The organism is Myxococcota bacterium, assembly GCA_039030075.1.
Lineage (GTDB): Bacteria > Myxococcota_A > UBA9160 > UBA9160 > SMWR01 > JAHEJV01.
Genome location: JBCCEW010000002.1, coordinates 89,944 through 102,502, shown reverse-complemented (window position 1 = coordinate 102,502; position 12,559 = coordinate 89,944). Strand labels below are relative to the sequence as shown.

The 12,559-nt window shown below is 71.1% G+C and carries 13 protein-coding genes and 1 tRNA gene; 11 read left to right on the top strand and 3 right to left on the bottom strand.

The window, feature by feature from the left end:
* Positions 1-5: 5 nt before the first annotated feature.
* Positions 6-716, bottom strand: coding sequence for a methyltransferase domain-containing protein (locus tag AAF430_02230; GenBank protein ID MEM7409036.1), 711 nt, complete (start codon positions 714-716; stop codon positions 6-8).
* Between the two features lie 68 nt (positions 717-784).
* On the opposite strand from AAF430_02230, the gene priA reads away from it, so the two are divergent.
* From priA to AAF430_02200, 6 genes are all read left to right on the top strand, one after another.
* Complete coding sequence (priA, locus tag AAF430_02225) at positions 785-3,214, top strand: primosomal protein N' (GenBank protein ID MEM7409035.1); 2,430 nt, start codon at positions 785-787, stop codon at positions 3,212-3,214.
* A gap of 82 nt (positions 3,215-3,296) precedes the next feature.
* Complete coding sequence (gene def / locus AAF430_02220; GenBank protein ID MEM7409034.1) at positions 3,297-3,836, top strand: peptide deformylase; 540 nt, start codon at positions 3,297-3,299, stop codon at positions 3,834-3,836.
* 27 nt (positions 3,837-3,863) lie between these two features.
* The gene (gene fmt / locus AAF430_02215; GenBank protein ID MEM7409033.1) at positions 3,864-4,811 is read left to right on the top strand and encodes a methionyl-tRNA formyltransferase; all 948 of its coding nucleotides are present in this window, start codon (positions 3,864-3,866) and stop codon (positions 4,809-4,811) included.
* A gap of 88 nt (positions 4,812-4,899) precedes the next feature.
* Positions 4,900-6,327 carry a 16S rRNA (cytosine(967)-C(5))-methyltransferase RsmB gene (gene rsmB / locus AAF430_02210; GenBank protein MEM7409032.1) on the top strand — a complete coding sequence of 476 codons (1,428 nt, stop codon included), beginning with the start codon at positions 4,900-4,902 and terminating at the stop codon, positions 6,325-6,327.
* Positions 6,328-6,370: 43 nt separating this feature from the next.
* The gene (gene rpe / locus AAF430_02205; protein ID MEM7409031.1) at positions 6,371-7,036 is read left to right on the top strand and encodes a ribulose-phosphate 3-epimerase; all 666 of its coding nucleotides are present in this window, start codon (positions 6,371-6,373) and stop codon (positions 7,034-7,036) included.
* A gap of 62 nt (positions 7,037-7,098) precedes the next feature.
* A tRNA-Pro gene (locus tag AAF430_02200) sits at positions 7,099-7,175 on the top strand.
* Between the two features lie 56 nt (positions 7,176-7,231).
* Here AAF430_02200 and AAF430_02195 read toward each other — a convergent pair.
* Positions 7,232-8,689, bottom strand: coding sequence for an FAD-dependent oxidoreductase (locus tag AAF430_02195; GenBank protein MEM7409030.1), 1,458 nt, complete (start codon positions 8,687-8,689; stop codon positions 7,232-7,234).
* A 193-nt stretch (positions 8,690-8,882) separates the two neighbouring features.
* Here AAF430_02195 and AAF430_02190 point away from each other — a divergent pair, with 193 nt between their 5' ends.
* The 4 genes from AAF430_02190 to AAF430_02175 all read left to right on the top strand — a co-directional run bounded on the left by AAF430_02190 (position 8,883) and on the right by AAF430_02175 (position 11,036).
* The gene (locus tag AAF430_02190) at positions 8,883-9,437 is read left to right on the top strand and encodes a PEP-CTERM sorting domain-containing protein (GenBank protein MEM7409029.1); all 555 of its coding nucleotides are present in this window, start codon (positions 8,883-8,885) and stop codon (positions 9,435-9,437) included.
* Positions 9,438-9,563: 126 nt separating this feature from the next.
* Positions 9,564-9,974, top strand: a complete 411-nt coding sequence (locus tag AAF430_02185; protein MEM7409028.1) for a bifunctional nuclease family protein — start codon at positions 9,564-9,566, stop codon at positions 9,972-9,974.
* A gap of 326 nt (positions 9,975-10,300) precedes the next feature.
* Positions 10,301-10,636 (top strand): hypothetical protein, encoded by a 336-nt coding sequence (locus AAF430_02180; GenBank protein ID MEM7409027.1) that lies wholly within the window; start codon positions 10,301-10,303, stop codon positions 10,634-10,636.
* A 19-nt stretch (positions 10,637-10,655) separates the two neighbouring features.
* A complete protein-coding gene (locus AAF430_02175) occupies positions 10,656-11,036 on the top strand; it encodes a RidA family protein (GenBank protein ID MEM7409026.1) in 381 nt (126 codons plus the stop codon).
* On the opposite strand, the gene AAF430_02170 is transcribed toward AAF430_02175, so the two are convergent.
* Positions 11,037-11,645 carry a CPBP family intramembrane glutamic endopeptidase gene (locus AAF430_02170; GenBank protein MEM7409025.1) on the bottom strand — a complete coding sequence of 203 codons (609 nt, stop codon included), beginning with the start codon at positions 11,643-11,645 and terminating at the stop codon, positions 11,037-11,039.
* Between the two features lie 347 nt (positions 11,646-11,992).
* Between AAF430_02170 and greA the strand changes: the two genes are divergently transcribed.
* On the top strand, positions 11,993-12,478 hold the full coding sequence (gene greA / locus AAF430_02165; protein ID MEM7409024.1) for a transcription elongation factor GreA: 486 nt from the start codon (positions 11,993-11,995) through the stop codon (positions 12,476-12,478).
* Positions 12,479-12,559 lie beyond the last annotated feature (81 nt).

The window sequence follows — 12,559 nt, the reverse complement described above, 5'->3', positions numbered from 1 at the left end:
CCGCGCTAGCCGCGGCGAAAGCGCAGCTTCGGCAGCGTCTGCCGCAGCAGCGGGTGCGCCGCCGTGGCCATGCGCAGGCCCCGCGCGTCCAAGGGACCCGGCCCCCCGACGAGGATGGTGTTGTCGTAGTCCTCGACGGCGATGCGCACGCTCGACGGGTAGAGCGAGCGCACGGTGGCCGCGACCTCGGCGGTCTCGTCGATCGAGTTACTCACCAGCAGGCCCCCTGGATTCACGCGGCGCGAGGCCGCCACCAGGCCCGGGTCGGGCAGCCAGTCGGGCTTGTGGACGGAACGCCCCCGCCCGACGAAGACGTCTTCGATCACCAGATCGAAGCGGGCGCGACAGCGCCGCAGGTACTGGCGGGCGCAGCCGTGGACCACCTGGACGTCGAGCGCGTCGAGCTCGAACCAGCGGCGCGCGGCCTTGATCACCTCTCCGCTGGCCTCGACTCCGACGATGCGCGCCTTGGGCGCGAGCTCCCGGGCTAGCCGGGCCGCGCTGCCGCCGCCCAGGCCGAGGATCAGCACCGAGCGACGCCGGTCCCGGGGCAACCAGGCCAGGGGCGCCGCGAGCGCATCCCAGACGGACCCGGTCAGGGCGCTGCCCGGCTGATAGGAGGACGCGTAGGTCCCGTCGACGCGCAGCGACAGGGATCCCCGCCGCCGCTGCACCGACACCCGACCCGTCCCGAACGACCCCGCCGACGTTCTCATGACCCTCTCACGACGCGCCGCTGCGCGCACCCACTCGCCACCGACGTGGCGACGCATACAATCCGGTGATGCCCGAAGACCTGTTCGCTGCCAGCCGCGTTGCGCGTGTGGCGCTGCCGGTGCCGGTGGACGAACTCTTCGAGTACACCATCCCGGCGACCATTGCAGCGAAAATCGAACCGGGCATGCGAGTTCGTGTCCGCTTCGGAGGTCGCGCACTCGTCGGCGTCGTCGTCGAACGCGCAAGCGCTCCGCACTTCGAGGGCAGGTTGCGGCCCATCGAGGCCGTGGTCGACTCCGCACCCGTGCTGTCGCCCGCCCTGCTCACGGTGTTGCGCGATACGGCGGACGACGTGTTGTGTCCGATCGGCATCGCGTTGGCGACCGCGTTGCCCGCGGGCTCCGCACCCGTGATCCGCAAGGGCTACGCACTGACGCCACGCGGCCGGCACGCGGCGGAGAGTGGCGCCGCGCGCGGTGCGGTGCGCGCGATCCTCGAGGCGTTGGCGCGGGCTCCGCGCACCGCCGCCCAGCTGCGCGCCCAGGGAGGCGCACAGACCGTCCCAACCCTGGATGCGCTCTCGCGCGACGGCTGGGTGCGCTCTCAGGAGATCGAACGGGGCCCGACCGCCCGCGTGGCGCGCGAACGCATCGCCGCCATCACGCCCGGCGCCGATCTTGCGGCGATGCGCGCCCAGCTCGGACGCGCGCCCCGACAGCTCGAGACCCTCGAACGGCTGGCCGAGGAATCGCCGCTCCCGACCCGGACGCTGCCGGCCGCCCCGCTGCGCGCGCTGGTGGAGCGCGGATTCGTCGTGACCGACGAGCGCGACACCCCCCGCGACGTGCTCGGAACTCCGCTCGAGGACGCCGCCCAGGTCGAGCTCACGGCCGACCAGGCGCGCGCCCTGCAGCCGATCGAAGCGGCCATCCGCGACCGCGCGCCCACCTCGTTCCTGCTCCACGGCGTGACGGGCAGCGGCAAGACCGAGGTCTACCTCCGGGCGGTGGCGACCGCGCTGGAAACCGGGCGCCAGGCCCTCGTGCTCGTTCCGGAGATCACGCTCACCCATCAGATCCTGGCGCGACTCCGCTCGCGCTTCGGCGACCGACTCGCGGTGCTCCACAGCGGCCTGCGCCCGGGCGAGCGAGTGGAGCAGTGGCAGCGCCTGCGGGGGGGAGACACGCCGATCGCCGTGGGAGCGCGCTCGGCGCTCTTCGCTCCCCTGGAGCGGTTGGGGGTGATCGTCCTCGATGAGGAGCACGACGGCGCCTACAAGAACGACGAAGGCTTCCGGTACCACGCGCGCGAGCTGGCCCAGCGACGGGCGGCTGCGGCGGGTTGCCCGGTCATCCTGGGCTCGGCCACCCCGGCGCTCGAGACCCGCTACGCCGCCGAACGCGGCGAGATCCAGCGGCTGGTGCTCGCCCACCGCATCGGTGGGCGGCCGCTCCCCTCGGTGGAACTGGTGGATCTCGCCGATGAGAAAGCGCAAGCGCCGCGCGGTCGGAAGGTGATCCTGTCGCGGCGCCTGCGCGCCGCCTTGAACGAGACCCTGGCCCAGGGCGGCCAGTCCATTCTCTTCCTCAACCGGCGCGGTTTCTCGACGCGCATCTTCTGCTTCGACTGCGGCCACGCCGAGCGCTGCGAAGACTGCGACGTCGCCCTCGTCTACCACGCCAGCGAGGGCGCCCTGCGCTGCCACTACTGCGACCACCAGCGGCCGCCGCCCGAGCGCTGCGGCGGCTGCGGCACGCCCGACACGGCGCTCCTCGGTCTGGGCACCGAACGGCTGGAAGAAGAGGTGCGCACCCTGTTCCCGCACGCCCGCATCGCGCGGCTCGATCGCGACATCGCCCAGCGCCGGGGTGCGACCGAGCGCATCCTGCACGACCTGCGGGCGGAAGCGATCGACGTCTTGATCGGCACCCAGATGGTCGCGAAGGGGCACGACTTCCCGGGCGTCCGACTGGTCGGCGTGGTCGCCGCGGATGTCGGCCTGCATCTGCCCGACTTCCGCGCGGCGGAGCGCACCTTCCAGCTGCTGACCCAGGTGGCGGGCCGGGCCGGCCGCGATCGCGCACCGGGCCGCGTCATCCTCCAGACCTTCGTTCCCAACCACTACGCCGTCGCCCCGGTGCGCGAGCACGACTACGAGAAGTTCTACGCCCAGGAGCTGGCGCACCGCACCTCGCTCGGCTTCCCGCCGGTCGGCCGCCTGGCCCACGTGCTGCTGCACGGCGAGTCGCTGGTGGACACCACGGCCCAGGCCCAGCAGCTCTCCGAACGGCTGCGCCGCGAGGTCCCGGGCTGCGACGTGCTGGGCCCGGCGCCCGCGCCGCTACCGCGCCTGCGCGGTCGCTATCGCTGGCAGATTCTGCTGAAGGGCGAAGACGCGGAGGTACGAGCGGCCGCCCTGCTGGCGCGCGATGCATCGACGCGACTGAAGGATGGCATCCAGGCCGCGGTGGACGTGCGTCCCTGGAGCATGCTCTGAATTCGGGTATGTTCGGCGCCGCGGGGGTTTCGACGCGGCTGCACGCACCAGTGTGACGCGCGCCTTCCCGCCACACGTCGCCATGGCCCTTCGACCCGTCCTCAAGTTTCCCGACAAACGCCTGCGCCAGGTCTCGCAGCCGATCGAGACGATCACCGACGAGCTGCGCGAGTTGGCCCGTGACATGTGCGAAGTGATGTACGACGAGCCCGGCATCGGCCTCGCCGCGCCCCAGGTGGGTGAAGCCGTCCGCCTGGTCGTGGTCGACACGGAGTGGACGGACGAGGAGTCGGAGCGGAGCCCGCTGATCCTGGTCAATCCCGAGCTCTCCGAACCCGAGGGCAAGGTCCTCTGGAACGAGGGATGCCTCTCCGTGCCGGACTTCGAGGCCGAGGTGGAGCGCGCCGAGCAGATCCTGCTGCGCGCTCAGGACCTCGACGGCAAGGAACTCGAGATCCGGGCCGAAGGCCTCCAGGCCGTGTGCTTCCAGCACGAGATCGACCACCTCGACGGCGTGCTCTTCATCGACCGCATCAGTCGCCTCAAGCGCTCGCGCTACGTCCTCAAGCGCAAGAAGCAGATGAAGCGCGACGGCGAAGAGCTTCCCGAAGAAGCGAGCTAGCCCGCGTCGCCGCGGGGTGCGGACCCCATGAGACTGCTCTTCTTCGGGACGCCGGACTTCGCGGTTCCGACCCTCGTGCGCCTTGCCGAGCACCCCGACCACCAGGTGGTCACGGTGGTGAGCCAGCCGAACCGCCCGAAGGGCCGCGGCCGAAAGCTCCACCCCTCGCCGGTCTCGGCGGAAGCCCTGGCGCGCGAGCTGCCCCTGCTGCGGCCGGAACGCGTCGGCGAACCCGACGTGGCCGACGCGCTGCGCGCTACCGAGCCCGACCTCGGCATCGTCGTGGCGTTCGGCCAGTTCCTCCCGAAGCGCATCCGCGAGCTCCCGAGCCGCGGCTACCTGATCAACGCCCACGCGAGCCTCTTGCCGCGCCACCGGGGCGCCGCTCCGATCCATCGCGCCATCCTCGCGGGCGACGCCGAGACCGGCATCTCGGTGATGCGCGTCGAGCGCGAGATGGACGCCGGCGCCGTCGAGAGCGTCGTGCGCACGCCGATCGCACCGGGCGACACGGGCGGTGAACTCACCGAGCGGCTCTCGGTGCTCGCGGCGGACGCGATCGCCGCCGCGCTCGAGCGGATCGCCGCGGGTCGGGACCAGTGGGAAGAGCAGGACGCGGGCCTCGCCACCGAAGCGCCGAAGCTCGGCAGCGAAGACCAGGATCTCCCCTGGGACGAGCCGGCGAGCGCGTTGGCGCGCCGGATCTGGGCGCTCGCACCGACCCCCGGGGCGCGCTGCTGGCTCGACGAGACACCCCTGCGCATCCTGGCCGCGGTGCCCGAAGACGCAGCGCTGCCGGGTCCGCCCGGCCGCATCCAGCGCGAGGGCGACGTCCTGCGCGTGGCCACGGGCAACGGCGCACTGCGTCTCGAGCGCCTGCAACGGGCCGGGGGAAAGCCGCTGCACACGGACGCTTTTCTGCGGGGCCGGGCCATCGAAGACGGGACCGTCCTGCGCGGCCGTCCGACCGGGTAGACGCGTCGGCCGGTTTCCGACGGAGCGCGGGCTAGACTGCCGCGATGCGCGCCCTCCCCTCCCAACGGCCAGCACCGGTGACGCCCCGGTGACGTCGAAGCCCGCCCCCCGGCGACGCCCCCGACGCGGACGACCTGCGCGCGAGAACCCCCGAGGCCACCACGCCCCGACGCGGGCGCGGCTCGTCGCGCTGCGGATCCTGGAACGCGTGCAGCGGGCGGGCGCCTACGCCGACGTGCTCCTGCACAGCCAGCTCGCCCGCAGCGAGCTCTCCGTCGCGGATCGCGCCTTCGTCACCGAACTCGTGTACGGCACGCTGCGCTGGCGTGGTCGTCTCGACTTCCTGCTGGGTCGCTTCCTCGATCGCCCCCTCGAACGCGTCGAAGGTGTGGTCGCCACGGCGCTCCGCCTGGGCGCCTATCAGATCGTGTTCCACGAGCGGGTGCCCAACAGCGCGGCCGTCGACGAAACCGTCGCGTGCACGCGTGCCGCGGGTGCCGAGCGCGCCACGGGCCTGGTGAACGCGGTGCTGCGGAAGCTCGCCGCGAAGCATGGCGACGAAGCGCTGCCCGCGCTGGAGAACGATCCGCTCGGTCACCTGATGCACACCCAGAGCCTGCCTCGCTGGGTCGCTGCCCGGTGGCTGGAACAGTTCGGCCCCGAAGAAGCCGCCGCTCTGGCTGCCGCGAGCACCGAGCTGCCGCCCCTCACGGTGCGGGTGAATCCGCACCAGGGCGACGCGGCTGAGCTGATCGAGGAGCTGCGCGACCCCTTCCCCGACGCGCGACCCTGTCACTTCGCCCGCTACGGCGTGGTGCTGGGTCGGCGCGGCAATGCTTCCTCTCTGCCGAGCTTCCTGGCAGGTCGCTTCACCGTCCAGGACGAGGCCTCACAGCTGGTGGTGGGTCTGCTCGATCCCCAGCCCGGCGAGCAGGTGCTCGACACCTGCGCGGCGCCCGGCGGCAAGGCCACAGCCATCGCCGAGCGCGTCGGGAAGAGCGGCCGGGTCCTGGCCCTCGATCGCCATCCCCGCCGCCTCGACCTGGTCCGACGGGCGGCACGACGTCTGCAACTCGGCCGTCTCGAATTCGTACAGCACGACGCGACGCGCGAGCTCGGCGAGCTCAAGCCCGAGGGCGGCTTCGCGCGCGTCCTGGTCGACGCCCCCTGCTCCGGGCTCGGGACGCTCCGTCGCAACCCGGATGCGCGCTGGCGGGTCCGGTCGGGCGATCCCGCGCGATTGGCCGACGTCCAGCTCGCGTTGCTGCGACAGGCCGCACGCGCAGTGGGTCCGGAGGGAGCGCTCGTCTACAGTACCTGCACGGTGCTGCCCGAGGAGAACGAGGGCGTGATCGAAGCGTTCCTGCGCGAGGCGACCGAGTTCGCGATCGCGCCGTCGCTGGCGGCACCGGACGAGGTCCGCGCGCTGGTGGACTCGGACGGGTTCCTGCGGTGTTGGCCGCACCGTCACGACACGGACGGTTTCTTCGCCGTCCGCCTCGAGCGCCGCGGCTGAGCCAGCACACCGCAAGCAAATTCGATTTGGGGGGAACGTCGACGTGAAGATTGCACCGTCGATCCTGGCCGCAGACTTCGCGCGGCTGGGCGAGGAGATCGCGAGCATCGAGGCCGGCGGGGCCGACTGGGTCCACGTCGATGTCATGGACGGGCGCTTCGTCCCGAACATCACGATCGGCCCGTTCATCGTCGAAGCGGTGAAGCGCAGCACCGATCTGCCCCTCGACGTCCACCTGATGATCGTCGAGCCCGAGCGCTACGTGGAGGACTTCGTGCGCGCCGGCGCCCACACGGTCGGCGTCCACGTCGAGACCTGTCCGCACCTCCACCGCAGCCTTGCCCAGATCCGCGAAGCGGGGGCGCGCGCGTGTGCGGTCCTCAACCCGTCGACGCCGGCAAGCGCTGTCGAGCCGGTGCTCGGCGATCTCGACCAGGTGCTCGTGATGACGGTGAACCCGGGCTTCGGCGGCCAGAAGTTCATCGCCTCGATGCTCGACAAGATCGCCACCCTGCGTGGCTGGATCGACGAGCGAAAGCTGTCGGTCGACCTCGAGGTCGACGGCGGCATCGGTCCCGAGACCATCGGGCGCGCCGCCCAGGCCGGCGCGGACGTGTTCGTCGCGGGGACCGCCGTCTTCGGCGCCCCGGATCGCGGCGAAGCGATCGCCGCGCTGCGCCGGGCGGCCGAGGCGCCGGCTCCGAACTAGGCCCGTCGCGGGGCCGCTTGCGGGCCCTTCGCGACCCGTCATACTCGCCGTTTCCGGAGTCTCGGGGCGTGGCGCAGTTTGGTAGCGCGCTTCGTTCGGGACGAAGAGGTCGCTGGTTCGAATCCAGTCGCCCCGACCACTCCGGCAGCCCGCCCCGGCACGGGATCCGCGGCGGACGATCGCAGCCCGGCCGGCTCAGACCTTCGCGAGCGACGCCGCCTTCACGCCGGCCCGGCGGCCGAAGAAGGTCGCCTCGCCGATGCAGGTCCCGCTCGAATAGCCGGCCCCGTCCTGGGCGATGTTCGACGCACACCCGCCGGCGGCGAAGAGCCCCTCGATCGCACTGCCGTCCTCGCGCAGCACCTCGGCGTCGATCGACACGCGCAGTCCGCCGAGCGGGAAGCCCGCGTACTGGGCGTGACCGATGCGGAGGTCGAGGGCCGCGAAGGGCGCCGTCTCGATCGGCTTCATCCACTTCGCCGCCTTGTGGAACTCGCGGTCGTCGCCGCTGCGCGCGTACTCGTTGTAGTCGGCGATCGTCTTCTGCAGCACGCCCTCGGGTATGCCGAGGTCCTTCTCCATCTCTTCGATCGTCTCCCACGCATCGACGAAGTCCTGCCAGCGGAACAGCGGACGCTCGAGGAAGGAGCCGTCGCCGATCAGGTAGACGATGCCCTCGGGCTGGTCGAGGCACGCGATCGACGATTTCGAGTGGTAGACGTCCTCGTTGATGAAGCGCTTGCCGTGCTGGTTCACCATGATCCCGAACAGGTTCTGCTCGGGCGGGTAGAAGGGCGTGGTGATCAGCGCGCCGTCCATGTGGTCGAGTACGCCTCCGGCCGCCTCGCCCAGCAGGTGACCCGCGCCGTCGTCGAAGGTGCTGCCCTGCTTCGTGATGCGGTCGTCGCCGAGCAGCCGGCAGTGCTCCTTGATGAGCTCTTCGTTCATGCCGAACTGGCCGGCGGCCAGCACGACCGCCTGCCGCGCGCGTACGTGTTTCTCGCCGTCGAAGCTCTTGGCGCGGACGCCGACGATGCGCGCGCCGTCGCGCACCAGGGCGGTGACGCCGTGGTCGTAGGCGATCCGCACGCCGAGGCCTTCCGCGTGGGCCACCAGCTTCTCGATCAGCTTGCCGCCACCCGCCTCGCCGGGCATCGCCACCTTGTGGCCGCGGATGCTGGGCTTCGCCTTCTCGCGGAACGGCCAGGCGGCCTCGTTCCCCGACTCGATCAGACACTCGTCGGTGAACTGCACGACGGTCTTCTGCTTGTGGATCGTGTCGTTGAAGGGCACGCCGCGCTCCACCAGCCAATCGAAGTGGGCCACGCTCTCTTCGCAGTAGAGGCGGATCTTCGCCTCGTCGGGCTCGGGCGTCACCGACAACAGGTACTGGAACATGTCCTCGACGCTGTCCTCGACGCCGACGGCGCGCTGCACGCGGGTCCCGCCGCCCAGATAGAGATGGCCCGCCGCGTTGAGCGTGGTGCCGCCGGGCCCGCTCGCCCGATCGAGGACCAGCACCTCGGCGCCAGCCTCCCGCGCGGTGATCGACGCAGTCGAGCCGGCCGCTCCCATGCCGACGACGACGACGTCGGCAGTCTCGTCCCAGCGCGCGACATCCCCCGCATCCACGATCTGATAGTCGGTCGCCATCTCCGCTCTCCTCCGGGCGCGTCGCCGCGCGGGCGCTCAGCATACTCGACCCCCGTCGGGCGTCCCGGAAGGTCCGGATGCCGTGACCGTTCGGGGGCTTGCGCGGGGGGCGAAGCGGGAACGGGCGCAAAGCCCCCCACGCTTGGGGTATGCTGACGGCGTGCTCTGGGAAGGGGCCCCTGGGAGGGTTCCTATGCTTCCGCGCACGTGGATCTTGCTCTGCGGAATGGGCCTGGCCGTCTGCATGACGTCGCCGGCGATGGCGGCGACGATCGCCATCTCGACGGACAAGGCGACCTACAACACCGGCGAGATCGTCACGATTGCCGTCGATCTCGACTCCGGGGGAGCGACGGCGAGTACGGCCCTCGTCGATCTCCTGATCACCGGCCCGGTGTCGAACATCCAGATCGTGTCGACGCCCCAGCTGACCTCGTTCGGGGGAACGGCGAACTGGTCCGTGGGTGCCAACCAGGGCACCTGCATCACGTCCACCGTGTGCCGCGTGGTCGACCAGATCTCGCCCAACCTGGGAAGCCCGCCGCCCGAGGACGGGGGCCCCCGGCAGGCCATCGTGACGTTGATCTTCGATGCGGTCGGGGACCTGAACATCTCGACGGTCGACGGCGACGCCTTCTTCGGGGCGGCGAACCAATCGGCGAGCGCGACGATCGTCCCGGAACCAGGCACCGCGTCTCTCCTGGCCTTCGGCCTCCTCTCCCTCGCCGCGCGCCGCCGCCGGAGCTGACCCATCGCCCGCCCCACCCCCTCGACGACGCAGGCGCGCACGCTGCTCGGCATTGCGTGTCTGGCGCTGCTCTTCGGCGTCGCGTGCGACCACGTCGACGCCTCCTCCCACCACGACGACGTGCGCGTGCGGGTCGAACACGTCGGGCTCGACGCCAACTCGAGTCCGGTCGTCGTGCTCGAAGAGCTCGCGGGCGAACGCTGGCTGCCGATCTGGATCGGGAGCGCCGAGGCGCATTCGATCGGTGTGCACATGGCCGAGCACGAGGCGCCGCGTCCGAACAGTCACGACCTCGCCCAGAGCTTGATCGAGGGACTCTCGGGGGAAGTCGAACGCGTCGCGGTCACCGAACTCCGATCGGGCACCTACTACGCCACGCTCACACTGCGACGCAGCGACGGCCCCGTCGACATCGACGCCCGTCCGAGCGATGCCATCGCCATCGCACTGCGCACCGGCGCGCCGATCTACGTGCGCGAACACCTCTTCGCCGAGGGCGGCGGCGAAGGCGAGAACGACAGCGCGGAAGCGATCTAGCGCGTTCGCCCCGCACGAAACGGCCGATCTCGTGTCGTAGCGCGCGCACCCGTGGGCCCGCAGCGCACCGGCAACTCCCGCGGTAGCCGCCCCGAATTCGCGAGTGAAGTCGCGGGAGTGGAGACCGGCATCGACTGCCATGGCGACGGAGGCGTGCATTGACACGCCACTACGCCGCTGTCACGATGCTCGGCGAATTCGCGGAGTCAGGCCGTTGCGCGCAGGAAGCGCCGTCGGAGACACCGCCCCCACCCGGAACCTTTCGACGTGGAGCGACCCGCGGGCTGTCGGGTTCTTCGCCGCGCTGCGGCTCCGCGAGACGCCACATGAACGACCCGCGAAACCCGATCCGCTTCGACCCCGCCTTCTTCGACGGCCTCGAGGAAAATGAAGAAGAAGGCGAGCTCACCCGCGAAGAGCTCGCGTGGGAACTCGTCGAGGTGTTGAACGAGCTTTCGCTCGAAGAGCTGAACGAGCTCGTCGACAAGAACGTTCCCGTCGACACGCTCGAGTTCTTCGGGCGCTACGCGACGGACTTCGCCGAAGGCCTTCCCATCGATGCCGCGACGGAGAAGCGCCTTCCGAACCTGCTGCTCCTCGGCTACCTGCTGCGCGTCCTCGAAGACCGCCTGATCGTCGACCCCGAAGACTACGACGCCTAGCTCGCAGGGGAGCCCCACGTTGCAGGAAGTGCGCAGCGACCGGGCCCCGGCGCCGGTCGGCCCCTACAGCCAGGCCGTCATCCAGGACGGCTGGGTCTACGCATCGGGGCAGATCCCGCTCGACCCGGCGACGGGTGAGAAGGTCGAAGGGGAGATCGAGGCCCAGACCGAGCAGGTGCTCGCCAACCTGGCGGCGGTGCTCGAAGCCGCCGGCTCGGACTTCGCCCACGTCGTGAAAACCACGGTCTACGTGACCGACCTCGCGCTCTTCGCCCGGGTGAACGCGGTCTACGCCAAGCACTTCGCGTCGGAACCGGCGCCCGCGCGGGCGACCGTGCAGGTGGCCGCGCTGCCCCTCGGTGTCGAGGTCGAAATCGACGCGATCGCGCGGGTGCGCTGACTACTCCGGCGCCGGATCGTCCTCGAACCCGCCACCGAAGCGCGTACTGATCATCCGCAGGTTCACGGCATTGATCGCGGCGTGGGCCACGATCGGCGCCAGCAGGTTGCCCGTGGCTACGAACAGGGCGCCGAGCAGCCCACCGGCGAGCAGCGCGAAGACCGACCACAGGCCGAGGGAGCGCCCGGGCACGAAATGGGCGGCGGCGAACAGCAGCGTCGCCAGGATCCAACCGACCCGCGGCTGCACCGCCCCGCGAAAGAACGCCTCCTCGGCGAAGCCACTGAGCGCCGCCAAGACCAGACAGTCGCGCCAGCGCAGCGGCCCCAGCAGCTGCCCGAGCTCGTGGGCCAGTCGTCGGCCCCCCTCGGTGTGCTGGGTCCACAGGTTGGACGCCACGATCACCGCACCCGCGGCGCAGAGCCCCAGGGCGAGATCGCTGCCCCAGGCCACCCCGCGGGCTTCGGCGAGCCGGTCGGCGAAGGCCCAGGGGCGCCCCGACCAGCCGTTCCACAGGAGCGCTGCCGCTCCGAGCAGCCCGTAGAAGGCGATCGCCCAGGGGATCCAGGGGATGCGGTCGGACGGCGCCCGGTCTGCGACTTCGCTCATGACGCGCCTGCCCGCCGGGGCAGAGGAGCCGGCCAGCCGGCCCGGGTCGGCCCGCGACGAATCCGCAGCTCGAAGGGGTTTTCCATCGATTTTCCAGACACTCTCGGCCGTGACCGGGGGCGAAAGGCGCGTTGACAGCCTCCGGGTGCTCGGTAGCCTCCCGAAGTCGGCGCCCTCCCTGGGCGTCGGAGTCGTTTTGGGGCCAGTGTAGGCCGATCCGCCTGCCAGGTGGGCCTTGGCCTCGCGCCGGCGGCCCGCTGCGCGGATCGCGGCTGCCCCAAGGACCGCCCAGCCCGAGGGGTCCGCGCGCCGCGTGCCGGAATCGGCCCGCCGCATCTGGAGGAGCCATGTCCGACCGCGTCCCGATGACGCCCCAGGGCTACGCGAAGCTCGAGGCCGATCTCCAGGACCTCAAGACGGTGCAGCGCCCGACGATCGTCAAGGAGATCGAGGTCGCTCGGGCCCATGGCGACATCTCCGAGAACGCCGAGTTCCATGCCGCGAAGGAGCGCCAGAGCCACATCGAGGGGCGCATCCTGATGCTCGAGGACAAGCTCGCCCGGGCCCAGGTGATCGACATGAGCGGCCCGCCGCCCGACGCGGTCCGTTTCGGGGTGACGGTGACCCTCCTCGACGTCGAGACCGACGAAGAGGTGAAATACACCCTCGTCGGCGAGGACGAGTCCGACATCTCGATCGGCAAGCTCTCGATCGCTTCGCCGATCGCCCGCGCCCTGCTGGGCAAGGGCATCGACGACGCGGTGACGGTGCGTGTACCCAAGGGGACCCGCGAGTTCGAGGTGCGGGACATCCGCTTCGAGCCGATCGACTGAAGCGGCTCCCTGGGCCGGTCGACCCCGACCCAGCACCTCGGATATCATCCCGCGGGAAGGCGGCGGCCCTATTCGATTGCG